Source organism: Chryseobacterium pennipullorum, assembly GCF_003384725.1.
GTDB classification, from domain to species: domain Bacteria; phylum Bacteroidota; class Bacteroidia; order Flavobacteriales; family Weeksellaceae; genus Chryseobacterium; species Chryseobacterium pennipullorum.
Genome location: NZ_QNVV01000005.1, coordinates 117,215 through 143,679, shown reverse-complemented (window position 1 = coordinate 143,679; position 26,465 = coordinate 117,215). Strand labels below are relative to the sequence as shown.

Sequence of the window (26,465 nt, the reverse complement as noted above, 5' to 3'; positions counted from 1 at the left end):
ACAGCACAAAGTTAATGATTTTAATTTTTTGAAATAGGATAATTCTTGCTCTTGCTTTTTACAATTTCAAGATTTTTGGAAAAATTGAGCAGGAAATCAATTGTTTGTTTTTTAGGTTTCAAAGTTTTCACTTTTAAGGAATCATTTTTTTTCATAGGCTAAGTATGTTTTCCTTAATAACGTGAAAATCGACGAAATATTATCTATCTGGTTAATATTATGTTATTTTCATCCATGATTTTTCTCAGGTTTATGAGCGCATATCTTACTCTGCCCAAGGTCGTATTAATGCTCATATCCGTATGATCGGCGATTTCTTTAAAACTCAAACCGTCGAAGAATCTCAGTTTGATCACTTCCTGCTGATTAAGCGGAAGAAATTGCAGCATTCTCAACAGATCTTCCTGGATCTGATTGGTCACAAGCTGATCTTCAATATTTTCAGAAGGCTCTCTGATCAGATCAAAAATAGAGTATTCATCTGTTTCAAATGTAGTTTCTGAAACTTTGATGTTTTTTGACTTTGACCTGAAATGATCGATGATCAGGTTATGGGAAATTCTCTTGGCCCAAAGGATGAATTTTCCTTCTTCGTTATAGCGTCCTTCTTTCAGCATGACAATAATCTTCATGAAAGTATCCTGAAAAATATCGTTGGCTAAATCTTCATCATTAATTTTGTAAAAAATGAATGTAAACAACTCTCTCTGATGTCGGTGAATGAGGGTTGACAATGCGCCCTCGTCTCCTTTCTGGTAAAGGGAAATTAGTAAACTATCCGATTCTGATTTCATAACTCTTCTCAATATAACATTTGTAGACACGCATTCTTCCAGATATCTTATCTGGCTTTTGCTGTATAACAAAACAGTTTTAGAGTAGAGTCTTATCAATAGGCAGTACAACTTTATTATGGTGTAAATATAATAATTTTTTAATAACTTTTTAATAACTGTTAACCTATTATTAAATTTTCACAAGAAAAATTTAATAAATATCACTTAAACATATCATGAATAAAGACAGTTGGGATATTTAGTGTAAAATTAATATTTAACCCTTTCATTTCTTTTCCATTTAACCGGGTGTCTCCTATAGGGAATGCATAGCCTCCGGTGAGGTCCAGCATTCCGAAGAGGGTCACCCCTATTTTGGGCGCAATATACTTATTGGTTCCTTCAGCACCCACCAAAAAATAGTAGGAATGGTAGAAGTCAACGTTCTTTTCAAAATTAAGCAGGACGTCCGCCTGCAGTTTCGGCATGATCGCAAACTTTGAGTCTGCGACGCCCATTAAGGCTGACCCGCCCAGCCTGTAGATCACATCATCATTTTTAAGGAAAAGCAATTTACCTCCCACTTCCCCAAAGCTCTGGTTCTGGTAGGTATATCCCACGCTGATCATTTTATGCATGGTGTACTGTGCCTGCGCCAATGTGCTTAGAAAAAACAGGGAAAGGATTGTAACTGCAGTTCGAAAATTCATCATCTCTCAATTAATTAGGATGTAAAATTAAAAAAAACTGCCTTATCAGAAGATAAAGCAGCTCATTTATTATGCAAAGAAAAAATTAAATTCCAAAAGCGGCTTTAATTTCCTCTACTTTGTCCAGTTTTTCCCAGGTAAAGAATTCCAGGTCCTTCAATGTAAGTTCATTTTTATGACCTTTATTGAATGTTTTATCAGCAATATAATGGTCTTTACCCATGTGCCCATAAGAAGCCGTTTCCTGATAGATTGGATTTCTCAGTTTTAAGTTTTGCTCAATCGCATAAGGGCGCAGATCAAAAACTGCTGACACTTTTTTAGCAATCTCTCCATCATGAAGATCTACTTTAGCCGTTCCATAGGTGTTGATGTACAATCCACAAGGCTCAGCAACCCCGATTGCATAAGAAACCTGTACCAATACTTCATCAGCAACGCCGGCAGCCACCAGGTTTTTAGCAATATGTCTAGTCGCATACGCTGCACTTCGGTCTACCTTTGAAGGGTCTTTTCCTGAGAAAGCACCACCACCATGGGCCCCTTTTCCTCCGTAAGTATCCACAATGATTTTTCTTCCGGTAAGTCCGGTATCTCCGTGAGGTCCTCCGATCACGAACTTCCCTGTTGGGTTGATATGATATTTGATCTGATCGTTGAATAAAGCTTTGATCTCTTCAGACTGTTGTGCTACTACTCTTGGAACAAGGATGCTTTTAATATCCTCACGGATCTTGTTCAGCATTTCTTCTTCCGTCCCGAAATCGTCATGCTGTGTAGAAACAACGATAGAATCAATCCTGATAGGCTTGTGATCATCAGAATACTCAATGGTTACCTGACTTTTAGCATCAGGACGAAGGTAGGCAATTTCTTTATTTTCTCTTCTGATTGCAGAAAGCTCTTTAAGAATCGTATGTGCAAGATCCAGAGCAAGAGGCATATAATTAGCAGTCTCGTTGGTGGCATACCCGAACATCATCCCCTGGTCACCTGCCCCCTGTGCATTAGCTTTTGCCTCGAATGATTCATCCGTTACCACTCTGTCAACTCCCTGGTTGATATCAGGAGACTGTTCATGGATAGCAGAAATCACTCCACATGAATCTCCGTTGAACATGTATTCTCCTTTTGTATACCCGATTCCATTGATTACCTCTCTGGCAATTGTCTGAACGTCAAGATAAGCATCAGATTTTACTTCTCCGGCCAGGACTACCTGTCCAGTCGTTACCAGTGTTTCACATGCTACTTTTGAACTTTTATCGTATGCTAAGAAATGGTCGATTAATGCATCTGAGATTTGATCGGCAATTTTATCCGGATGTCCTTCTGAAACAGATTCAGATGTAAATAAATAAGACATATTATTCTTGGTTTTTTTAGATTAAAAAAATATTGCTGAAGAAAAATAGAATAAAATTGCCCAGAAAAAGAATACTGTTTTAGCATTTTTTTATAGAGGTTGCAATCAGGTCAAATTTTTCCTCGCGATAAACGTCAGCAAATTTAAGCACTATTTTTGTAATACTCAAAAATTTTGTTTATTAATTATAATTTTCTTTAAATTAATGATTTATATCACTTTAAAGTCTGTACGCTACTGTGGCTTTATGCTTACAAATTCTTTCGGATTTGCATGATAATTTAGCTTTAGTTCCAAAGAATTCTTGATGGAATGTGACAATTCATCAATAATTTTTTGCTTGAAGGTAGGCTTATAATAAATAATACTGATCTCTCTGTAAGGGAATGGCTTTTTGAATCTGAAGACATTCTTTTTCTGTTCTTCTGACAGCTGGCTCAAAGCAAGCTCAGGAAGAATACTGATCCCGCCAACTTTATCCACCATATGCACCAGCGTCTGAATATTGGAAGCTAAAAAGTCCAGGTTTTTAGGTTTCAGCGTATTCTCTTTCAGGTGACAGATATTTTCAAACTGGTTTCTAAGACAGTTTCCTTCTTCCAGCAGCCATACTTTCTCCACATTCAGCTCTTCCGGAATAATGTATGAATTCTTCTTATTCGCTTCCGTATTGGAGCTGTAGATCATAAGCTCTTCATTAAACAGGAAATCCTGATAAAATTCATCAGCCGTATCATAAGGAGTAGAGATAATACCTGCGTCCAGTTCTCCGGCCTTTAATGCCTTGATGATGTTGTCAGTGGTCATCTCTTTTACATTCATCTGGATTTTAGGATTGGTTTCCAGAAACTTAAAGATCTCAGTTGGGAGAATGAAAGAAGATACGGTAGGAATAATTCCCAGATTGATCGTTCCTCCCAAAATATTATTCAAAAGGTTAGCCTTATTCTTTAGCTCATTGACAGACTCTATGATAACTTTGGCCTGATCAATGATCTGAAGCCCCACATCTGTTGTGCGGATGGGGTGCGTAGTCCTGTCAAAAACCTTCACATCCAGTTCGTCCTCAAATTTCTGTATCATGGCACTTAACGTAGGCTGGGTAATGAAGCATGCCTGAGCCGCTTTCCCAAAATGTTTATACTTATCAACAGCGATAAGATATTCCAGTTGCTGAATGTTCATTTGATTAATATTATCTATTACAAAGATATAACGTTTTTGTTATTACCAATTAAAAATTCAAAGTAAATTTGATAATCATTACCTTTACAGTGGTATAAAAAAACAAAAGAAAAACAATTATTCAAATCATCAATATATGGATTCTAAGAAATTAACGTTAAGCAACGGTGCTCCTTATTATGAGCATCAGGATTCCCAGACGGTAGGACCCAGAGGACCGGTATTGCTGCAGGATTTCATACTTCAGGAAAATCTTGCGCATTTCGTTAGGGAAAGAATTCCTGAAAGAATTGTACATGCTAAAGGAAGCGGGGCATACGGAACATTTACGGTCACCCATGACATCAGCCAATACACCAAAGCAAAGCTGTTTTCAAAAGTGGGAAATTCATGCAGGATGTTTGCAAGATTTTCTACGGTGGGAGGTGAAAAGGGAAGCGCAGATACAGCCAGAGACCCCAGAGGCTTCGCTCTTAAGTTTTACACTGAAGATGGAAACTGGGACCTGGTGGGAAATAATACACCCGTATTTTTCATCAAAGACGCCAAGAAATTTCCGGATTTTATTCATACTCAGAAAAGAGTGCCTAAAACCAATCTGAAAAGCGCCACCATGATGTGGGATTTCTGGAGCTTGAATCCGGAATCATTACATCAGGTTCTTATCTTAATGTCAGACAGAGGAACCCCTTATGGATTCCGGCATATGCACGGTTTCGGATCTCACACGTTCTCAATGATTAATGATCAGAATGAGAGGGTTTGGGTGAAGTTCCATTTCAAAACGAAGCAGGGCGTAAAAAATTTCACTGATGCAGAAGCGGTAAAGATGGCAGGAGAAAATCCTGACTTTGCCCAGGAAGATCTTTGTGACGCCATTGAAAATGGTAATTTCCCGAAATGGACATTATACATTCAGGTCATGACGGAAGAACAGGCCAAAGATTTCAGATGGAATCCTTTTGATGTTACCAAAGTATGGTTCCATGATGACTTCCCACTCATCGAAGTAGGAGAAATGGAACTGAATGAGGTGCCTGTCAACTATTTTGCCCATGTAGAGCAATCCGTGTTCTCACCAAGCAGCCTTATCAACGGAATCAGTTTCTCACCGGATAAAATGCTTCAGGGAAGATTATTTTCTTATCCAGATGCCCACCGGTACAGGGTGGGGGTAAATGCTCATCAGCTGGAAGTCAACAGATGTCCTTTTGCAGTGAACAATTATCAGCGGGATGGCTATATGGCAGACTCCAGCCATTACCAGGATAAACCGAATTATCATCCGAACAGTTTTGATGATATTAAAGCGGATCCTGCCTATCAGGGTTATGAATACGAACTTGACAGTGCGCATGTGGCCAGCTATAACAGAAACGATAATGACAGTGATCATTATACCCAGCCAGGATTATTGTATTCCAAAGCCATGAATGCAGAGGACAGAAATAACCTGGTGCAAAATATAGTAGGAAGTATGAAAGGGATCAGCGGACCTAAAAAAGATGAGATCATCAACCGCCAGCTATGCCACTTTTTCAGGGCTAATATTGAGCTTGGCATGAAAGTGGCATCTCAACTAAATGTTAATATTGATGCAAATATGATGAATCATTCGAAATAAGGAGAGTGAACAATAAATAAAAAAAAAGGAAAAAAAAACAATAATTTTCCTTTTTTTTTGTAAAAAATTCATAATTTGCAAAGGATGATATTTCAAAGTGGAAAAATGAGTTACGACAATATATTATTAAAAAAGGAAGATAAATTATCTATCATTACCATAAACAGACCTGAGAGTTTAAATGCATTGAATGCAAAAACCATTCAGGAGATCAGCACAGCTTTGGATGAACTCAACTCAGACAGTTCCTGCAGGGTGATTATCCTTACAGGAAGTGGAGAGAAGTCATTTGTAGCCGGTGCTGATATCAAGGAATTCAGTGATTTCGGGCAGGAAAAAGCCGAAGAATTGGCCAGAAACGGGCATAATTCACTGTTTGATAAGATTGAAAATATGTCTAAGCCTGTCATCGCGGCCGTTAACGGATTTGCTTTGGGAGGAGGTTTAGAGTTGGCTATGGCATGCCATATCAGATATGCTTCAGAGAATGCGAGACTGGGACTTCCAGAAGTAACCCTGGGACTTATTCCAGGATACGGTGGAACCCAGAGGCTTCCAAAGCTTGTCGGTAAAGGTATTGCCAACGAAATGATCTTCTCAGCCAAAATGATCCAGGCGCAAAAAGCGAAAGAGATCGGATTGGTGAATGAAGTATACCCTATTGAAGAATTATTAACCAAAACGAAAGAATTAGCGAGTACCATTGCCTATAACTCTCCAATGGCAATATCTAAGGCGATAAACGCCGTTAATTTATCTGACACGGATAAAGGTTTTGAAACTGAAATTAAGTATTTCGGAGAACTTTTTGACATGGAAGATAAGAAAGAAGGAGTGACGGCTTTCCTCGAGAAAAGAAAGCCAAACTTTTAATCTTTCAAGAGATTTTAATCCAAATTATTTCGAAAAACTAATGCTGCGGTATGAATAAGTTTGATAAAGCTTATCTAAAAATGGCTCAGGAATGGGCAAAACTCTCCTACTGTAAGAGAAAACAGGTGGGAGCTCTTATCGTAAAAGATAGGATGATTATTTCAGATGGTTACAACGGAACTCCTTCGGGGTTCGAAAACTGCTGTGAAAATGCAGAAGGAAAAACACACTGGTATGTATTGCATGCTGAGGCCAACGCCATATTAAAGCTGGCAGCTTCTACACAATCTGCAAAAGGCGCAACGTTATATTTAACGCTGTCCCCTTGTAAGGAATGCAGCAAGCTGATCCTTCAGGCAGGTATTACAAGACTGGTGTACATTAATGAGTATTCGGACGACGATGGGATATCGTTCCTGAGAAACCATAACATTGAAATAGAACAAATATCGGACTGTGAACTAAAAAAATAAGCACAAATGACTTGGGATGAAAAGATCAAAGATTTTGAAATATTTCTTCGTTTCGAAAGAAATTTTTCAGAAAACACACTCGACGCCTATGTTCGGGACATTAAGAAATTGAAAGATTACGCAGAAGAAGATCTGGAAAACGTCGGACCAGATTCTATCGGCTACGAAAACCTGCAGGAATACATTTTCAGTCTCTCTAAACAGAAATTCAGTGAAAGGTCTCAGGCAAGATGGATATCTTCCATAAAGGCTTTCTTCAAATTTCTACTGGAAGATGAATATCGTGAAGACAACCCTGCAGCGTTACTGGAAGGTCCTAAATTAGGATTATACTTACCGGATACCTTAAGCCTACCGGATATCAACAGAATTATTGCTGCCATTGAGGTCAATACAGATCTTGGCAAAAGAAACCATTGCATCATTGAGGTGCTGTACGGCTGCGGCCTGCGTGTTTCTGAGCTGATTGATCTGAAAATTTCTAATATCAACTTCAAAGAGCAGTATATAAAAGTCAATGGAAAAGGGAACAAGACCCGTTTCGTACCTTTGGCAGATTATACGGCAGAAATGCTGGAAAACTATATCAAGGAGGTCCGTTCTAAAGGTAAAATCAATAAGAAATACGAAGATACTCTGTTTTTAAACAGCCGTGGTACGTCTATGTCCAGAGTGATCGTATTTTTGATTATCAAAGAACTTACAGATAAGGCAGGGGTTAACAAAAAGATTTCGCCGCATACATTCAGACATTCTTTTGCAACGCATTTGCTGCAAAACGGAGCTGACCTGCGTTATATCCAGGAAATGCTGGGACATTCCAGCATTACGACAACGGAAATCTATACGCACCTGAAAACTGAAGAATTGCGGGATGTGATTTTGAGTTATCACCCGAGAAATATTAATATTACTCAATGAACTGAAGTTCCATCTGCCGTTTGAAAAATGAATTATAACAGATGAAATTATTGAAATATTGCCCAAGTTGTGGCAAAGAATCTCTGCATTGGGACAGCGAGAAAAAATGGAGCTGTCCGGAATGTGGTTTCACACTTTATAACAACGTGGCAGGTGCTGTAGCCGTAGTCATACGATGTGGCAACGAAATTTATCTGACCAGGAGAAACAGGGATCCCCAAAAGGGCAAACTTGATCTGGCTGGAGGATTCGTAGACCCCAAAGAAAGTGCGGAGGAAACCTGCAAAAGAGAACTTTTTGAAGAGCTTCAGCTGGATATTGATATTTCAAAACTGAAATACCTCACAAGTCTTCCCAACATTTATCAATACAAAGAGATTGATTACAACACGATTGACCTTTTTTATGAATACAATGTTTCGGAGAAATTTGAAGTAAATCTTGAACTTTCGGAAATTTCGGAAGCGGTATGGATTCCTTTGAAGGATCTTGCCCTTGAGGATATCGCCTTCGACTCTCAGAAGAGATTTTTTCAGGAGTATAAGAAAAAATAATTGTGTATACTATGCTCCCGCAGATTTTGCAGATCCGGCAGATGATTATGATTTATAATCTGCTTGCTCTTCAAAACCTGCGGGAGATTTTTATAATTGAGAGATACTTTTATCTTTCAGCATTAATAGGTCTTAGATTTCAGCATTTCCTCAAAATACCGGATCAGCAGAGATCTTTCTGCTTCTGAAAGACCGGCTTCTTTGTGATAGACAATATATCCGGGCATCGGCATCATCTTGCTTCGAATGGTCTGAACAGATTTGTTAAGCATATTCTCTTTAAGCTCCTTATTATAGGTTCCCCAAATGGAAAAATTCAGATGCTCACGTCCTTCATTCACATGGCTTTTTACCGACCATGATATGGGTGCGATAAAGGCATACTTGGGATATACGGTTTCATTGGAGTGACAGTCATAGCATGCATTTTTAAGCAATTTCCCGACTTTTTCCGGGACGTTCTTTGCCGTGACAAAATTTACGGTGGAATCAACAGGTTTATTGGTTCTGTCAACCGGTATAAACTGAATGAGTGCAAACGCTACTAAAGTCCAGAAAATTATTGTTTTTACCGTCTTCATTATTACTTGGCCGGAGTAATGACTGCATTATCCGATTTTATTTCTTTCTTAGCCTCCTGTTTCACCGGTACGGCTTCTTTCTCCTGTCCTGCAGATGTATTATCAGGTACTGCTGCCGGCGGCGGCGTGGTTCCTTTAGGATTATCAAGTGTTCTGCTATCTTTCAGATCCCAGTCTTCTCTGGTTTCCCATAATCCTCTTACTACAGCTTTTTTATAGAATACATAAGCATCTTCAGCAAATGCTTCATTGGCGAAATCCGCTTCATCCCAATATTTATTCTCGTTGTTATCGACAAGAATTCTGACCAGATATTCTCCCGGCTTCAGAATTTCAAATTTCACCTTATCGCCTTTTGTGTACTTCTGATAGGCCACCTTTTCATTAGCATCGAGCAGCTGAATCCAGTAGCTGGAAGCCGGTGCATTCTGAAGGGTAAATTCCAAGCTTCCGAACTGGTCTATTTTATCCACTTCAAAATCAAAACGTTTTGACTGCGCATTCTTAGCATAGAAAGACGAAACAGTTTCCTTAGGAACGGTAAGCTGGTATTTTTTTCCACTTACAAAATCCGACTGCACCAGGATCTGATAAGGGTTGGTTTCTGATATTTTCGCTGTAAACTCCTGGGTGGTAAGGCTGTCGCTTTTCAACACCCATTTTGACGGATCAATTTTATCGATGATATAATTTGACAGTATTTTAAAGTCAGATTGTGGAGCTAACAGGCCACCATCATTGTCACTGTTGATGTCCATTACATTTTTCTTATTGTATCTGTAAAATAAAGAAACACTGTAAGCACTGTCTTTTTTCGGGCCAAGGTTATGGCTAAACGTCAGTTTTTCATTCGCAGTCTGTCCCACATCATTCTTCACCGCATCGAACCAGATTCGTACAGAATCGGATTTTGGTCTGTGAGTCACTTTTATATCCTTGAGCTTTTCGCTCAGTGATTGAACTTTCACCTCATCCGGCTGCCCCTCAAAAGTCATCAGAACGCCACCGGAAATTTCTTTCATCTCCAGATACTTCAATGGCTTCCTGGAAGGATACACTTTTAAATTCAACCCTGAAATTGATTTTTCAATATCCACAGGATCTTTTTGAAATCCTATCTTTTCCTTTCCGGGATCATATACCGAGTTGCCATTTTCGTCTTCAAAAGCGACAATCCTGTATTTCCCGGGAGTAAGATAATTCAGCTCATAGTAACCATCATCATCAACTTTGGTAATATAATAAGGTTTCTGTTTGTAATTGATCGTATCTTTCTGCTGATATAATCCTACCACCAGCTTATTTTCAGTACTCCCCGTTTTCTTTTTGATCTCCAGAGCATCTTTGATCTCACCGCTGATATAAAGATCATCCAACTTATCACCGGTAGAAAATGCAAAATTAAAGTACCGCAGGATGTTGGATTCATTATTATCCACAATAGAGTTCCCAAAGTTGAAATTGTACGTGGTATTAGCCTGCAGAGTATCCGACCACTGGATCAGAACAAATTTATTGGCAATATTGGAGGGAAGAATTCTTTTGATATTCTTAATAGGGGGAGAAATAATCAGGTTTTTGTTGATATCCTTTAAGGTCACATACTCGTCAAAGTCAAGGCGCAATTCATGGATATCTCTTTTTACATTGATCCTGGTGGTATCAATATTTGAACTTAAAAATTTCGGGGCTAAAGTATCTTTAGGCCCTCCTACAGGAGAACCTACCCTTGCACATGAGTGTACAAGAAAACAGATAACGAATAATAAAAGAAACCTTTTCATGAAAATGTTTAGGCAAAAGTAAACATTATTCTCCAAAAACCTCCTGTCCAGCATTCAAAGTATCCTTATTGTCATTCATAACACTATGAAGCTTATCTTTCTGTAAAGGAAAATCTTCAAACAATCCCGACAGGGCAAGCGCTGTATATACTTTACCTGAATATTTGTTTCCGATAGCTACAATGGTAACTTTAGATTTTAGCAGGTGGGCAAACACAGAATTGGTGCCATGCCACCATCCGTTGTGATAAGTCAGCTTTTCGCCGTTATCAAATATTTTCATCCTGAAGCCCAATCCATAATTATTCATTCCCGCCTTTTCATTGCTGTACGGAGTGAAGACCATTTTCATCAGCTCAGGCTTAAGAAAATCTTTCGAATACATCGCTTTTGAAAAATTATACAAATCCCTCGGCGTAGTATATAGGTTTTTGTCTCCATAAATAAGATCCAGCCTATCTAAAGGATAGAGCCTGTTTCCTCCGTAATAGAAGGATTGAGCAGCGGTAGGGATATCTTTTTCTTGGAAAATATAGGAATTTTTCATTTTCAGCGGAGTGAAGACCATTTCTTGCATCGCCTGCGGGAATGGCGTATTGGTCACTTTTTCGATGAGTAATGCCAGCAATGCAAAATTGGTATTGCAATACATAAATCCTGTATCCGTATCTCTTGCCAGATCCGGTTTATATTTGATGATCATGTTCAATACATCCTGGTTGGTAATGAAAGGCTTGCTCAGTTCTGCCGGCGCCGGTTTTATCCCGGTGATAAAGTATTCATATTTCGGAAGCCCGCTTCTCTGGTCCAGTAAGGTCTGAACGGTGACGTTTGGATAAGGAAATCCGGGAAAGTATTGGGTAAGATGATCGGAAAGCTTTATTTTTCCCGCCTCCACCAGTTTCATCATGGCCATGGCTGTTAATGTTTTTGAAACGGAAGCCACATGTAATGGTGTGTTTTTATCTATTGGCATCTGATTACCTTCTCTCCCGAAACCTCTATAGTTTTCATACAGAATTTTGTCACCTTTTGCAACCAGAATTCCTCCACTCAGGTCTCCCCCTTCCCATACTTTTTTATAGTACTGGTCAATATAACCTGTCAATGACTCTTTATTGGAAAGCTGTCCGTCTGCTTTAGTAAAAACATTTCCTAAATCTACATTTCCATAATTGGGAAGATTGGTCGTGTTTTCAGCTGAAACCGCTTTGGATTCAGATTTATTTTTACAAGAAAAAAGAGATAAGACAACAGTTATAGTAAGTACAAAATTACGCATCCTCATTAGATTCAAAAATGAGCGGCAATTTAATAAAAGTCAAAAATAAATAGTAAATATGAGAGTGACATTATGAATTATTTAACATAAATAAAAAGAAAAGAGAAATGAAAAGGCGAATTTGCCTTTTTACAAATTTACTGGCGGTCCGGCTTGTCCTATTATCCTTCCTCCAAATGTAATAAGACCAAATAAATTCATCATAGCACACTGTAAATCATCCTGATTACAAACATAGTCATCAATTGTGCCATAGATTGTATAATTCGAGATATTAAAACCTTCCTCAATATCATTATAATAGATCACTTTTCTTCCGATAAGTGCAACAACCCAAAATCCACCACCTTCATTCCCATACTCTTCTTCAACCCACTTTTCAGGATCTATTCTGATTAAATCCCAAAAATTCAAAAAATCACCATGTAGATCATTTTCTGTTGAATGAATCATTTCAAAAATTTCTTCAATTGTTATAGGAGTCCAGGTCATAATTTCATGATTATTTACCTATAAAGATACATAATAACAATTGAAGAAGATTTATTTATGTATGGGAAGCAAGAATTTTATCCACAATAAATTGCGCCAGTTTTTCTTTACTTTGATGGGTCCATCCTGCGATGTGTGGAGTAACAATTGCTTTTTCGGATTCCAAAAGATATTTTAAATCTTCATTTTCTGTTTCAAGGTTTTCAAAAGAAGACTTTTCGTATTCCAAAACATCTAAACATGTTCCTTTTACTTTTCCTGATTTCAAAGCTTCTACTAAACTTTTCGTTTTTACATTTTTACCTCTGGCTGTGTTCACGAAATAGAAGTCATTTTTCATCCCGGAAATAAATGCTTCATCAATAAGGTAATGCGTCTCCGAAGTCAAGGGGATGTGTAAACTTACAACCTCTGCAGACTGTTTTAATTCTTCCAGTGAAACCTGTGTTCCATAGTCATCAGAAAGACCCGGAAGAATGTCGTGAAAGATTACCTTGCACCCAAATCCAGACAGTCTTTTAGCAGTAGCTTTTCCCATATTTCCATATCCGATGAGCCCCACTGTTTTCCCCATCAGTTCGTCGCCTCTGTTCTCTTCCCTTTTCCATATCCCGCTTTTCACTTCCTGGGAAGCAATAAAAAGCCGGTTCATTATCACCAACAACATTCCTACGACATGTTCTGCTACAGAATCCCTGTTTCCTTCAGGAGAATTGATCAATTGAATACCCAGTCTTTCAGCTACGGGAATGTCTATATTTTCCATTCCTGCTCCTACCCGTGCAATAAATTTCAGATTTTCAGCTTTTTCCAGAAAATTTTCATCTAAAGGAATACGACTTCTTATAATAATTCCATCGTAATTCGCAATTTTATCACAAACCTCATCATAGGACGATGTAAAATCCTCTTCCAGTATGAAGTTCTTGGCGAGAAGCTGCTCAGTGATAAGAGGATGATTTTTATCTAAAAGAAGTATTTTCATAGTTTTTGACACAAATTAATTCACAAATAACACGAATTATAATATTCCGTTGATAACTCTTTTTACTCCGTTTTTGAATTGAATTGTATTAAAGTTAATCAGCATTCCAAGTTTACAGTTACTTAATCTAAGATAGGTAAGTATTTGAGCCAAATGAATATCATTCAATGATTCTATAGATTTAATTTCTAAGACAAATTTTTTCTCAATCAAAAAATCAAGTCTGTAACCAATATCTAACTTCACTTCTTCATACATCAATGGCATCGGTTTTTGCCTTTCAACAAGAATATCATGTTTATTCAGTTCATAGAATAAACATTCTTCATAAGCACTTTCCAAAAGTCCTGGACCTAAAGCCTTATGAACATGATATCCTGCCTCGTAAACAAGTCTTGAAATATCATTTTCTGAAATATCCACTGTATTATTTTTTTTCATTTTTCCCAGCACAAATCATTTGTGAAAATTTGTGCCGAATATTTGTGTTATTAGTGTTTATATATTTTTATTTTTTGTCCTTCGTCGGTTCCTGTGGCTCCTGGAATAGTTTTTTAAGTTCTACAGATTCCAATGGTTTCATTCTTCCGGAAAGGATTAATGAAAGTTCTTTTCTACGGAATGCTGCAGCATATCTTTCTTTTTCTTCTTCGGTTTCCGGGACCATATCAGGAATTGGAATTGGCCGGTTGAATTCATCTACCGCCACAAAGGTATAGATCCCTGAATTGGTATGAATTTTTTTCTGATTAATCGGATCGTCAGACCAAACATCTACATACACCTCCATAGAGGTAGAAAATGCTCGGGAAACTTTAGATTCCAATACCACTACCCCGCCTTCCGGAATCGGGTGATTGAATGAAACGTGATTTACAGAAGCAGTTACCACTCTTCTTTCGCAATGTCTTGCAGCAGAAATAGACGCGCATCGGTCCATTTTCGCTAAAAGTTCACCCCCAAAAAGGTTTCTTAAAGAATTGGTTTCGTTCGGAAGAACAATATTGGTCATAATGGTCAGGGACTCTGACGCTTTTTTTATTTTTGCCATTGGGTCTTAGTGTTGTTTCGGGCAGCCGGAATTGTCTTTGTTTCTTTTCCGGCGGGTTTTTGTAATGAGTCTTTTTTCAGAGAATCTGAAACCGGAACTTCCGGAGTATGGGCCAATACTTTTACGGTATCTTTTACAATTCTGTGTGTAGAAGTCTGTACAGAAACTTTATCGAAAGATTTTTTTCCGAACAGAAGCTCCTGTTGGGTAAACGCCAGATACAGAATCCCCAGAACCGGAAGGACAAGCAGGAAAGTCCACAGAATGGTTTTCTTGAACTTATAATCTTTTTCACGGTTTTCCGAGGCATTCACTTTTTCTCCGTTATTGATATCTGAGAGTCTGATCTCTTCCAATCCGTAAAAATCAGGTCGTCCTGATTCCACTCTTTTTCCCTTAAAATGAGTGTGACCTTCTTCCGTGAAAATGGTCCCAAGATTTTGAATTTCCAGAATCTGTTCAGCCTGGAGCTTTTTTTTCCAAAAATCAGTCTGGATCTTCAGGTCGCTTCTTGAAGCTTCCAAAGACATTTGTTTCTCGGCCGCAATAAAAGCAGTAAGCTCATCAGCTTTCACTTCATAATCAATCGTAAAATCAATCTGACTGGCCGGAGGCAGGATACTTCCGTTTTCAGAATTGATTATTGCCTTGGAGTTTTTCAGGGAAAACACGCCAAAGCCTGGAACCGTGGCAGTTCCAAATTGTTTTAAGTATTCTAAAATGTATGCTGAAATATTCATTTGGTGGCAAATTTATAACTTTTTCATGACTTTTAAATACATTTAATGTGATATAAAAAAAGACTGCCGAAACAGTCTTTTGATTATTCTTTATTAAAATGGGGATACCATTCATTATCCTCAATCTCTTTGAGGGTAAATTTGTCAATTCCCTTATTTATTTTTTTAACCAGCTACTGAATCTTCCAGCTGATCCCAAACATAAAGTTGGTTCCCGCCTGTGAAAAGTAATACGGCTCACCACTATATACGGCTCCGTTATTTACATATTTTTTATTAAAGAGATTATTCACCAGTAACTTCAAAGCCACTTCATTTTTTGCAATTTTAAAATGATATTGCGCATTAAAGTCTGTCACGATATAATCCTTAAGTTGTACATTTTTATCTTCCGTATTATCCAGATACTGCTTGCCGACATACTGGTTCATTAAAGCAAACTGGAAATTATGGACAGGTTTAAAGGTTATCCCTAAATTGGCAACAACATCCGGAGAAAACGAAATCTGTGTATTTCCCAGATTTTTAACCTCTTTCTTGTTCTTCATATTGAAGTCGATATTTCTGTTCTGGCTCAAACTCACATTTCCGGAAACCTCCCATTGTTTGGATAATTTGGCCAGCAAACCGATCTCAATTCCTCGTCTGTAACTTTTCCCTGAGTTTGTTCTGATAAATGCTCCTACATTATTCAACTGTCCATTGAGTACCAGCTGATTCACATAGTACATGTAGTATAAGTTTGCTGTTACAGACAGGAATCCGAATTGCTTCTCCAATCCGGCCTCAAAATCATGAAGTTTTTCCGCCTTTACCCTGTTATCTGCAGTTAGATCATCCCTGTTGGGTTCACGATGGGCATGAGCATAGGATAAAAATATCTTTCCGTTTCCTATTTTGTAGTTCACTCCTGCTTTAGGATTAAAGAACAACCAGTCCTTCTTGATATTTCCTCCTTCACCATCACCATCCAACAGGATCTTTGTATCATAATTAATTGCTCTCAGCTGCAAATCTCCGAAAAATTCAAAATTGTTCAATCTTACCAAAGCTTTTGCGAACCCTGCTGCTTCACTTTTTACAGAACGTCCTCTGTAATATTCGTACTCATCAATTTGAGGAAAATAGACACCGGTAACATTTCCAAAATGCTTACCATAGTATTGGTTGGCCACTACGCCGAAATTAAGATCCATATTTTCAAATCTTCCATAAAGGGTAGAAATCAGTCCATAGAAATGATTATCCAACCATTTTTTTCTGATGAAGTCTGTTCTGTCAACAGGAGCGCCATTTACAATCGGTGCGGTCAGATTATAGTTAGAGTAATGGATAGCATCACCATCTGTTTCATCCACTCTGGTATAATTTTCATAATATCCTTTTCCTCTGGTATAATGTAAGGTGGTTTCTAAATTCCATGTATCATTGAATTTTTGTTCCCAAAGAAATTGGTAGTGGTTCTGGCGATAATTGTCGGTTTCGCCATCATAAAATTTTGTCTCCCCGGTAAAGAGATCAGTATATTCTCCCGCAGAATTGTACTTCGGGTCAGTTTCCCATGTTTTTCTGCTGATTCCGTTCCAGGCCTGGTAGGTCCTTTCTTTTCCTCCAAATGCCATCAATCGTAATCTGGTTTTTCCTTCTTCGAATAAAGCGGTAAAATTGTAGGAATGCAGGTTGGTGGAAGCTCTGTCGATATATCCGTCGGAATGAATATGAGAGTATCTACCCATCACAGAAAGTCTGTTTTTCCAGAATTTCCCGGTTCCTATTTCCGCAGAATATTTATAGGTATTGAATGATCCGTAACTATCATCTGTTTTAAAATAAAATGTATCCTCAGGATCTTTGGAAATAACATTAATGCTAGCCCCAAAAGAGGAGGCACCGTTATTAGAAGTTCCCACCCCTCTCTGTATGACAATCTGCGATGCGGAACTTGTCAAATCAGGAACATTGACAAAAAAAGCGCCCTGGCTTTCTGCATCATTAAACGGTACTCCGTTCATCATAACATTGATTCCTCTTCCGGCTACCCCACGAATCCTGATCCCTGTATAACCCACCCCGTTTCCGGCATCTGAGGTAGAAATAACTGACGTTTGATTTTTCAAAAGGATAGGAAGATCCTGCCCCATATTTCTACCGTCTAAATCTTTCTGTACATTAATGATTTCCTTCGCTACCGGAAGTCTTTTGGTAAAGCTTACCGCTTCAATCTCTCTGACCTTGAGAGAATCCTTATTCTGAGCCTGTATAAAAGCTACCGAGCCTACACTAAGCCCTAAAAAAAATAAACCTTTCATTCTATAAATCTTTAGCATTTAATGAATAAAAGGGGCGGATTAAACAATGTAACCATTTACTGCTGTTACAGTTCTTAATGAGAATGGGTATTGTGAAACCGTTCTCCTGGTCCATTTTCAAAATTCCCTAAACAGCATTACCTGTTCCAGGTTCATTGGGTATTATCTCAGCCTGTTAAAGCACCCCTTTATTTCAGCCGCAAAATTACAAAAAAAATGTGAGATGGAAACAGGTAGTGAGTTGGCGGATGCAGGTATTGGTGACCATCAGTTTTATCGGATCGGAAGTATCCTGGAAACCCTATACCTGCCGAGGTCATCGTTCCCACTGCTTACAGCTTTAGTATGTCTTATTGTTGGCATCGATGTAATAGTAGTTTTTACCGTCTTTCGTTACCTCAAACATTTTTCCCAGCTTCCAGCTGAAATTTCTTTTGATATTGGAATATTCGAAAGGAATAATAATCTTATTGTTGACATCAATCACCCCAAATCTATCATTATGGGAAGCCACGACCATCGGATTGGCAACATCATCGCCCTCCATGATATACAGATATTCATACTGGGGATACAGCTGATACTGCCTGTAGTCTGCTGCATTTACAAATTTGGATTTTTCAATGATTCCATAAAAACCATTCAGGACATATGCCTGAAACAGCTGCTGCTTATATTCCTCAAACCTGCATTTCCCAAGATCCGAATCTTTAAAACGGTATACTCTTTTTCCTGTCTTATCTACCCGATAGGAAATCATATCTTTTTCTACGGTTGCATATTCTGCTTTTCCAAATTTCCTTACTTTTTCATTTGGGGAATTCAGGAGGTTACAATCCTCATAAAAAAATACAGCAATATGGTATTCAGGCTGAATAATAAATTTCCCATTCTGGTTTACGTATCCGAACTGATCCCCTTTCTTTTTCGGAATCAGAACCGGAAGATCTTCATTGATCACCACAAGATCGGGATTGGGCTTAGCCGTTGCATTGCCCTTTTTCACTGTATTTTTTGCTCCATTTTTTACGGCAATTTTCTTCACAGATTTTGTCTGGGAGAAAACAGAAATCGAAATAAAAACGCACAAAACATTCAGGATATTTTTCATATTCGTCATTTGACTGCAAAATTACGGCCAAAAATAGAAATTATCAAATTCATATTTATAAAGAATCTAAATAATTTCATTCTGATAAAATAGTAAAATTTCGTAAATTTGGGCAACATTTTGAATTGTTTAATAATTTTAAAACTTTTAAAAAAAGTGTAGGTTATACCTGCTTTACTCCGGTTCATATTGCATATTTAAATGCAGGAACTCAAAATGTTTAATTGAATTGACCAGGAAGCAGCAACAGCAGAAATTACTGTTTTTATACATCTGCCTTTAAAATGAAAGACTTCTATTATGAGTATTTATAAGGATTACATCAAAGAGATTGAAGAAAGAAAAAGCCAGGGGCTTCATCCAAAGCCCATTGATGGTGCTGAATTGCTAAGCGAAATTATCGCACAAATTAAAGATTCAGGTAATGCAGACCGAACGGATTCTCTTAAATTTTTCATTTACAACACACTGCCCGGAACAACAAGTGCAGCAGGAGTGAAAGCCAAATTTCTAAAAGAGATCATTCTGGGTGAATCCGTAGTAGAAGAAATATCACCGGCGTTTGCTTTTGAGTTGTTATCCCATATGAAAGGTGGCCCTTCTATTGGTGTATTACTTGATCTTGCTTTAGGAGCTGATCTTTCTATTGCCAAGGAGGCAGCTAACGTTCTTAAAACACAGGTTTTCCTCTATGAAGCGGATACTACCCGTTTGAAGGAGGCATTTAACAACGGTAACGAAATTGCTCAGGAAATTGTTGAGAGCTACGCAAAAGCTGAATTCTTCACAAAACTTCCGGAAGTAGCTGAAGAAATCAAAGTTGTTACCTATATCGCCGGTGAGGGTGATATTTCCACGGATTTACTTTCTCCGGGAAATCAGGCTCACTCCAGATCAGACCGAGAACTTCATGGAAAATGTATGATCACTCCTCAGGCACAGGAGGAAATAAAAGCTCTTCAGGCACAGCATCCCGATGCAAGCGTTATGCTAATTGCTGAAAAAGGAACAATGGGCGTAGGCTCTTCAAGAATGTCAGGGGTAAACAACGTTGCTCTTTGGACAGGAAAACAGGCAAGCCCGTACGTACCATTTGTCAACTTTGCTCCGATCGTTGGAGGAACCAATGGTATTTCTCCCATCTTCCTTACGACAGTAGATGTTACAGGAGGTATCGGTATAGACCTTAAAAACTGGGTTAAAAAGCTTGACGAAAATGGAAACCCTGTTCGTAATGAAAGTGGCGAACCAATTCTTGAGCAGGCTTATTCAGTAGCTACAGGAACTATTCTTACCATCAATACAAAAACAAAAAAATTATATAACGGCGACCAGGAACTGATTGACATTTCTAAGGCATTTACTCCACAGAAAATGGAATTCATTAAAGCTGGCGGATCCTATGCGATCGTATTTGGTAAAAAACTTCAGACGTTTGCTGCAGAACTTCTGGGTGTTGAAGCCCCTCAGGTTTTTGCCCCGTCCAAGGAGATTTCTCACGATGGGCAAGGTCTTACTGCAGTAGAAAAAATCTTTAACAGAAATGCTGTTGGGTCTACACCAGGGAAAGTATTGCATGCAGGATCAGACGTTCGGGTTAAAGTAAATATTGTAGGTTCCCAGGATACGACAGGTCTTATGACTTCTCAGGAGCTCGAATCTATGGCTGCTACAGTTATTTCCCCTATCGTTGACGGTGCCTATCAGTCAGGTTGTCATACCGCATCTGTATGGGATAAAAAAGCTCAGGCTAACATTCCTAAACTCATGAGATTCATGAACGATTTCGGTTTGATCACTGCTCGTGACCCGAAAGGTGAATATCATGCGATGACTGACGTTATTCACAAAGTTCTTAACGATATTACCGTTGACGAGTGGGCGATCATTATTGGTGGAGACTCACACACGAGAATGTCTAAAGGAGTAGCTTTCGGAGCTGACTCAGGAACCGTTGCTCTTGCACTGGCTACCGGTGAAGCTTCTATGCCGATCCCTGAATCTGTGAAAGTAACTTTCAAAGGAAACATGAAAGAACATATGGATTTCCGTGATGTTGTGCATGCTACCCAGGCTCAGATGCTGAAGCAGTTTGGAGGAGAAAACGTATTTCAGGGAAGAATCATTGAGGTTCACATCGGAACACTTCCTGCAGATCAAGCATTTACCTTTACAGACTGGACTGCCGAAATGAAAGCAAAAGCTTCTATCAATATTTCTGAAGATAACACCCTTATTGAATCACTGGAAATAGCCAAAGGCAGAATCCAGATCATGATCGATAAAGGAATGGACAACCACAATAAGGTACTTCAGGGATTAATCGACAAAGCGAACAACAGAATTGCAGAAATAAGATCCGGTGAGAAACCTGCTCTTACTCCTGACTCTAACGCCAAATATTATGCTGAAGTAGTAGTAGATCTTGATGTGATCGTGGAGCCAATGATTGCTGACCCGGATGTAAACAACGATGATGTTTCCAAACGATATACTCACGATACCATCAGAGACCTTTCCTACTATGGAGGTGAGAAAAAAGTAGATCTTGGTTTCGTAGGATCATGTATGGTGCACAAAGGAGACCTTAAGATTGTATCTCAAATGTTGAAAAACCTTGAAAAACAACGTGGTAAAGTAGAATTCAATGCCCCTCTTGTAGTAGCAGCACCTACCTATAATATCATCGATGAATTGAAGGCTGAAGGAGACTGGGAATTATTGGAAAAATATTCCGGCTTTGAATTTGACGACAGTGCTCCAAAAGGAGAGGCTCGTACAGAATACCAAAATGTAATGTACCTTGAGCGCCCTGGATGTAACCTTTGTATGGGTAACCAGGAAAAGGCAGCAAAGGGGGATACCGTTCTGGCTACGTCTACCCGTCTCTTCCAGGGAAGAGTGGTAGAAGATTCTGAGCGTAAAAAAGGAGAGTCTTTACTGGCATCAACTCCGGTTGTTGTATTGTCTGCGATTATGGGTAGAATTCCAAATATAGATGAATACAAAGCGGCTGTTGAAGGTATAGATCTTACCACTTTTGTTCCTTCCATCAAAGAACTGACAAGCACTCACGCTCACTAAGAAACTTACAAATAAGTCGCAAGACTTTTGACAATACTATAATTGAAAGATTTTGATCCTTAAGGATTTAAGATCTTTCAATTTTTTGTTTAGAATGTTTCTATTTTAATGTAAATACGATTTTTTTTCGACAAAATCTAAAAAATAGAATCTATTTTTTCTTAAATTGAAAGTTATAAAATCTGTTGATTTAAATATCAATTTACCCCTGTTGACAGATTATAGGAACATTTTTTGATATAAAAGAAAGTATATTTCCTCTCCAACAAAGAGAGGACATTATGGATAAGAATAAAATACAATTAGATATGACTTTTGATATTGATATGATCAAAAAGGTGTACGAGCGTTACCCTGACAGAATTGCTGCGGCAAGACAAATTGTGGGAAAACCTCTTACCCTTTCAGAAAAAATCCTTTATACCCACCTATGGGAAGGAAATGCTACACAAGCATATGAAAGAGGAAACTCTTATGTAGACTTTGCACCGGACAGAGTAGCCATGCAGGATGCAACGGCACAAATGGCCCTTTTACAGTTCATGCAGGCAGGAAAGACTAAAGTAGCTGTTCCGTCAACCGCTCACGCCGATCACCTGATCCAGGCGAAGGTAGGTGCTGATAAAGATTTACAGGAAGGTATCAACAAAAATTCTGAAGTATTCAACTTCTTAAGTTCTGTATGTGATAAATACGGAATCGGATTCTGGAAACCCGGAGCAGGTATTATTCACCAGGTAGTACTGGAGAATTATGCATTTCCTGGAGGAATGATGATCGGTACGGATTCACACACGGTAAATGCAGGAGGCCTTGGAATGGTAGCGATCGGCGTAGGAGGTGCTGATGCAGTAGATGTAATGGCCGGAATGGCCTGGGAGCTTAAAATGCCTAAACTTATCGGTGTAAAATTAACCGGTAAAATGAGTGGATGGACCTCTGCCAAAGATGTGATCTTAAAAGTAGCAGGAATCCTTACCGTAAAAGGAGGTACCGGGTGCATCGTAGAATATTTCGGTGATGGAGCAGAATCTCTTTCTGCAACAGGCAAAGGCACCATCTGTAATATGGGTGCTGAAATCGGGGCTACGACTTCCACCTTCGGATATGATGACTCAATGAGAAGGTATCTTGCTGCAACGGGAAGACAGGATGTAGTAGATGCAGCGGACAAAATTGCTGAACATCTGACAGGTGATGCTGAGGTGTATGCCAATCCGGAGCAGTACTTTGATCAATTGATTGAAATCAATCTTTCAGAACTTGCGCCTCACTTAAACGGACCTTTCACTCCGGACCTTGCCACCCCTGTCTCTGAATTCAGAGCTAAGGCAGAAGCCAACGGATGGCCGCTAGAAGTAGAATGGGCCCTTATTGGTTCTTGTACTAACTCTTCGTACGAAGATTTATCAAGAGCCGCTTCTATCGTAGAAGATGCAGTAGCCAAAGGGGTAAAGCCAAAAGCAATTTTAGGAATCAACCCAGGTTCTGAGCAGGTGAAATTTACAGCGGAAAGAGACGGTTTCTTAGATTCCTTCAGAAAATTTGAAAACGCACGAATATTTACCAATGCCTGTGGACCATGTATCGGACAATGGGATAGAGAAGGTGCTGAAAAAGGAGAGAAAAACTCCATCATCCACTCTTTCAACAGAAACTTTGCAAAAAGAGCAGATGGTAACCCTAATACGCATGCATTTGTAGCTTCTCCTGAAATGGTTGCTGCAGTCGCCATCTCAGGAAGGTTGGACTTCAACCCGATTACGGATACTTTAACTAACACAGCCGGCGAGCAAATAAAACTTGATGAGCCTAAAGGTTTTGAGCTTCCAGCAAAAGGTTTTGCAGTAGATGATAACGGTTATCAGGCTCCTTCTGAGGATGGATCCAGTGTAGTGGTGAACGTAAGCCCTACTTCTGACAGACTTCAGCTGCTGGAAGAATTCCCTGCATGGGATGGCAAAAACATTGAAGGAGCCAAGGTATTGATCAAGGCATTCGGAAAATGTACGACGGACCACATTTCTATGGCAGGACCATGGTTGAAATATAGAGGCCACCTTGATAATATTTCAAACAATATGTTGATTGGAGCAGTCAATGCGTACAATATGGAAACCAATAAGGTTAAGAATGAATTAACCGGCGAATACGGTGAAGTTCCTGCCGTGCAGAGAGCGTACAAGGCTGCGGGCGTTCCTACAATTGTTGTAGGAGACCAGAACTATGGTGAAGGTTCTTCAAGAGAGCACGCTGCTATGGAGCCGAGACACCTTGGGGTAAAAGCTGTTTTGGTAAAATCATTTGCAAGGATTCACGAAACCAACCTTAAAAAACAAGGAATGCTGGGAATCACTTTCGCGAATGAAGCTGACTACGACAAAATCCAGGAAGATGACACCGTTAATTTCTTAGATCTTGATCAGTTTGCGCCAGGGAAGCAGTTGACTTTAGAATTCGTTCACAAAGACGGAACTAAAGATATTATCATCGCCAACCACACATATAATGACCAGCAAATTGATTGGTTTAAGGCCGGTTCTGCATTGAACCTGATCAAACAACAGGAAAAATAAAATTAATTGTTAGATTAATATAAAGACGGCTTCAATGAAGTCGTCTTTTTTATTTAACTGTATTGAAATATTCTTTGTTGAACTTAAGCATATTAAACCTTATAGGCTTTAGAAACCTAAGGTTTAATTATCATAATAACTTTAAGATATTCTTACTTCAATCTATCCAGAAGGCCGGATCTATAGCTTTCTCCGATAGGAATTTCAAATTCGGGAAGAATAACTTTTTTTGCTCCAATGCTTTTAATTTTATCCAAATTGACAATGAAAGATTTATGAACCCGTGCAAATCTTTCAGAAAGCTGATTTTCCATAGATTTAAGAGTATCCAGAACAATAAACTCATCATGTTCCGTGCGGATATTAACATAGTCTTTAATACTCTCTATGTAAAGGATTTCACTAAAATTGATGCGGTGCCGCTGTCCTGAGGATTTTATGAAAAAATGAGCGTTTTTTTCTTCCGGAATGGCAAACCATTCTTTAGCTTTTAATGCACTTTTCTGAAAGCGTTCGAAGGATATTGGCTTCAAAAGGTAATCGATAATATTATGCTCATATCCTTGCAATGCATATTCAGAATATGCGGTAGTCAGGATATATTTCTGCTGATCTCCATTAATCTTCATAAAATTGATTCCCGTAAGTTCCGGCATCTGAATATCTAAAAAAAAAAGATCAGATTCATGATCCCTGATATATTCGAGGGCAAGAACAGGGTTTTCCGTAGAAAAAACAAGCTCCAGGAAGGGTATGTTTTCTACATATCTTTCCAAAAGAGATATGGCCAAAGGCTCATCGTCCACAATGATACATTTTATTCTATTCATCCCGTAAATCAATTTTTAAATCTACCTTAAATTCTGTTTCTGATTCTTGGATCACCAGCTGATGTTTGGGATACAATATTTCCAGTCTTTTTTTCACATTCTGAATCCCTATTCCTGAAACAGTATCTTTTATTTTCTGCGTTTTAAAATTCAAAAGATAAAAATGCAGAAATTTATCGTGATCAGAAATTTTCATTTCAAATCCTTTATCACGGAAATCACCATGCTTAAAAGCATTTTCCACAAAGGGAACCAGCAGCATGGGAGAGATCTTCAGGTAGGAGTGCCGGATATCTTTTTCTATGTGCAGCAGCTCCGGGTTTTTTATTCTGAGTTTTTCCAGTGCTATCAGGCTGTTGATATACCCCATCTCCTTTTCCAGGGAAATTGTATCTTTTTCCAGGTCTTTTGTACTGTATCGCAGCAGCTGTCCCAGCTCTTCAATAGCAGGAAGTGCTTTATCCGAATTTTGATAAACAAGGGAATAGATATTATTTAATGAATTGAAAATAAAATGAGGATTTATCTGGGTTTTCAGTGCCTGAAGTTCTGCTTGCTTTTTCTCTATTAAAAGCTGTCTTTTATCATTTTCCGCAATGCCATATTTTTCCAGTACCCAGAGAATTCCCGCAATAAAGGTCGTGAGAGAACTGGTATAAATATTATCGAAAAAGTAATATGTAAGCCCTGTATTGACATTATAATTTCTAAATCCCACAATCACCGGCAAAATGATTTCTTCCAACAGGTACCGCAAGCCTGCAAAACAGAAAAGGCTCATCAGAAAAACAACAACTGCTGTATATAATGTATCAGGCCGGAAAACCCTGGGAAATATAAATAAATATAAAATATAGAAACTAAGGATTTTGACAATGAAGAAGGTGATCTTGAGAACTCTTACCTGATCGCTGAGCTCATCTGGAAAAAAGTAAAAAGGAGTAATGATCGTTCCAAAAAAATCGAAACTCCAATAGAGAATCTGAAGCCAGATAATTTGCTTTCTTTTCATACTCAAATATAGATATCCGGAATATCATATTTCAATACATTATCGATAAAAGGCTATTTTTTTCCGACAAAACTATTTTTTCCGCCTTAAAATAAGCGTTCGTCTAACCGCTATTTTCTGAAAACAGCTCACCAACTACTTTTGTC

Annotated in this window: 23 protein-coding genes; 7 read left to right on the top strand and 16 right to left on the bottom strand. The window is 38.5% G+C overall.

The features are described from left to right. Window positions 1-203: 203 nt before the first annotated feature. The 4 genes from DRF67_RS08115 to DRF67_RS08100 form a co-directional block, all read right to left on the bottom strand. A complete protein-coding gene (locus DRF67_RS08115; RefSeq protein WP_115927793.1) occupies window positions 204-794 on the bottom strand; it encodes an RNA polymerase sigma factor in 591 nt (196 codons plus the stop codon). 203 nt (window positions 795-997) lie between these two features. Continuing rightward, window positions 998-1,489, bottom strand: a complete 492-nt coding sequence (locus tag DRF67_RS08110) for a hypothetical protein (RefSeq protein ID WP_115927792.1) — start codon at window positions 1,487-1,489, stop codon at window positions 998-1,000. A gap of 82 nt (window positions 1,490-1,571) precedes the next feature. Continuing rightward, window positions 1,572-2,852 carry a methionine adenosyltransferase gene (metK, locus tag DRF67_RS08105; RefSeq protein WP_115927791.1) on the bottom strand — a complete coding sequence of 427 codons (1,281 nt, stop codon included), beginning with the start codon at window positions 2,850-2,852 and terminating at the stop codon, window positions 1,572-1,574. A 234-nt stretch (window positions 2,853-3,086) separates the two neighbouring features. Next, complete coding sequence (locus DRF67_RS08100) at window positions 3,087-4,037, bottom strand: LysR substrate-binding domain-containing protein (RefSeq protein ID WP_115927790.1); 951 nt, start codon at window positions 4,035-4,037, stop codon at window positions 3,087-3,089. Between the two features lie 136 nt (window positions 4,038-4,173). Here DRF67_RS08100 and DRF67_RS08095 point away from each other — a divergent pair, with 136 nt between their 5' ends. From DRF67_RS08095 to DRF67_RS08075, 5 genes are all read left to right on the top strand, one after another. After that, window positions 4,174-5,661, top strand: coding sequence for a catalase (locus tag DRF67_RS08095; RefSeq protein WP_115927789.1), 1,488 nt, complete (start codon window positions 4,174-4,176; stop codon window positions 5,659-5,661). Between the two features lie 105 nt (window positions 5,662-5,766). Next, the gene (locus DRF67_RS08090; RefSeq protein WP_115927864.1) at window positions 5,767-6,534 is read left to right on the top strand and encodes an enoyl-CoA hydratase/isomerase family protein; all 768 of its coding nucleotides are present in this window, start codon (window positions 5,767-5,769) and stop codon (window positions 6,532-6,534) included. Window positions 6,535-6,584: 50 nt separating this feature from the next. Beyond that, on the top strand, window positions 6,585-7,007 hold the full coding sequence (locus DRF67_RS08085) for a deoxycytidylate deaminase (RefSeq protein WP_115927788.1): 423 nt from the start codon (window positions 6,585-6,587) through the stop codon (window positions 7,005-7,007). Between the two features lie 6 nt (window positions 7,008-7,013). Continuing rightward, window positions 7,014-7,928, top strand: coding sequence for a site-specific tyrosine recombinase XerD (gene xerD / locus DRF67_RS08080; RefSeq protein ID WP_115927787.1), 915 nt, complete (start codon window positions 7,014-7,016; stop codon window positions 7,926-7,928). A 41-nt stretch (window positions 7,929-7,969) separates the two neighbouring features. Beyond that, a complete protein-coding gene (locus DRF67_RS08075) occupies window positions 7,970-8,482 on the top strand; it encodes an NUDIX hydrolase (protein WP_115927786.1) in 513 nt (170 codons plus the stop codon). Between the two features lie 122 nt (window positions 8,483-8,604). On the opposite strand, the gene DRF67_RS08070 is transcribed toward DRF67_RS08075, so the two are convergent. From DRF67_RS08070 to DRF67_RS08025, 10 genes are all read right to left on the bottom strand, one after another. Beyond that, window positions 8,605-9,063 (bottom strand): heme-binding domain-containing protein, encoded by a 459-nt coding sequence (locus tag DRF67_RS08070; protein WP_115927785.1) that lies wholly within the window; start codon window positions 9,061-9,063, stop codon window positions 8,605-8,607. Between the two features lie 2 nt (window positions 9,064-9,065). Continuing rightward, window positions 9,066-10,847: an Ig-like domain-containing domain gene (locus tag DRF67_RS08065; protein WP_115927784.1), complete on the bottom strand. Its 1,782-nt coding sequence runs from the start codon at window positions 10,845-10,847 to the stop codon at window positions 9,066-9,068. Between the two features lie 25 nt (window positions 10,848-10,872). Then, the gene (locus DRF67_RS08060) at window positions 10,873-12,135 is read right to left on the bottom strand and encodes a serine hydrolase domain-containing protein (protein WP_115927783.1); all 1,263 of its coding nucleotides are present in this window, start codon (window positions 12,133-12,135) and stop codon (window positions 10,873-10,875) included. A 123-nt stretch (window positions 12,136-12,258) separates the two neighbouring features. After that, the gene (locus tag DRF67_RS08055) at window positions 12,259-12,621 is read right to left on the bottom strand and encodes a hypothetical protein (RefSeq protein ID WP_228435763.1); all 363 of its coding nucleotides are present in this window, start codon (window positions 12,619-12,621) and stop codon (window positions 12,259-12,261) included. A 55-nt stretch (window positions 12,622-12,676) separates the two neighbouring features. Next, window positions 12,677-13,606: a 2-hydroxyacid dehydrogenase gene (locus DRF67_RS08050; protein WP_115927782.1), complete on the bottom strand. Its 930-nt coding sequence runs from the start codon at window positions 13,604-13,606 to the stop codon at window positions 12,677-12,679. A 36-nt stretch (window positions 13,607-13,642) separates the two neighbouring features. Then, window positions 13,643-14,047, bottom strand: coding sequence for a GxxExxY protein (locus DRF67_RS08045; protein ID WP_228435762.1), 405 nt, complete (start codon window positions 14,045-14,047; stop codon window positions 13,643-13,645). 67 nt (window positions 14,048-14,114) lie between these two features. Continuing rightward, window positions 14,115-14,657 carry an acyl-CoA thioesterase gene (locus tag DRF67_RS08040; protein ID WP_115927781.1) on the bottom strand — a complete coding sequence of 181 codons (543 nt, stop codon included), beginning with the start codon at window positions 14,655-14,657 and terminating at the stop codon, window positions 14,115-14,117. Then, window positions 14,645-15,397 carry a hypothetical protein gene (locus DRF67_RS08035; RefSeq protein WP_115927780.1) on the bottom strand — a complete coding sequence of 251 codons (753 nt, stop codon included), beginning with the start codon at window positions 15,395-15,397 and terminating at the stop codon, window positions 14,645-14,647. The genes DRF67_RS08040 and DRF67_RS08035 overlap by 13 nt, the downstream gene beginning before the upstream one ends. Before the next feature lie 173 nt (window positions 15,398-15,570). Then, on the bottom strand, window positions 15,571-17,706 hold the full coding sequence (locus tag DRF67_RS08030; RefSeq protein ID WP_115927779.1) for a TonB-dependent receptor: 2,136 nt from the start codon (window positions 17,704-17,706) through the stop codon (window positions 15,571-15,573). A 340-nt stretch (window positions 17,707-18,046) separates the two neighbouring features. Next, on the bottom strand, window positions 18,047-18,817 hold the full coding sequence (locus DRF67_RS08025; RefSeq protein WP_228435761.1) for a WG repeat-containing protein: 771 nt from the start codon (window positions 18,815-18,817) through the stop codon (window positions 18,047-18,049). 300 nt (window positions 18,818-19,117) lie between these two features. On the opposite strand from DRF67_RS08025, the gene DRF67_RS08015 reads away from it, so the two are divergent. Further along, window positions 19,118-21,901, top strand: coding sequence for a bifunctional aconitate hydratase 2/2-methylisocitrate dehydratase (locus DRF67_RS08015; RefSeq protein ID WP_115927776.1), 2,784 nt, complete (start codon window positions 19,118-19,120; stop codon window positions 21,899-21,901). A 308-nt stretch (window positions 21,902-22,209) separates the two neighbouring features. Then, window positions 22,210-24,477 carry an aconitate hydratase gene (locus tag DRF67_RS08010; RefSeq protein WP_115927861.1) on the top strand — a complete coding sequence of 756 codons (2,268 nt, stop codon included), beginning with the start codon at window positions 22,210-22,212 and terminating at the stop codon, window positions 24,475-24,477. Window positions 24,478-24,629: 152 nt separating this feature from the next. On the opposite strand, the gene DRF67_RS08005 is transcribed toward DRF67_RS08010, so the two are convergent. After that, a complete protein-coding gene (locus tag DRF67_RS08005; RefSeq protein ID WP_115927775.1) occupies window positions 24,630-25,307 on the bottom strand; it encodes a LytR/AlgR family response regulator transcription factor in 678 nt (225 codons plus the stop codon). Next, on the bottom strand, window positions 25,300-26,319 hold the full coding sequence (locus tag DRF67_RS08000) for a sensor histidine kinase (protein WP_115927774.1): 1,020 nt from the start codon (window positions 26,317-26,319) through the stop codon (window positions 25,300-25,302). Before DRF67_RS08000 ends, DRF67_RS08005 begins: the two co-directional genes overlap by 8 nt. Window positions 26,320-26,465 lie beyond the last annotated feature (146 nt).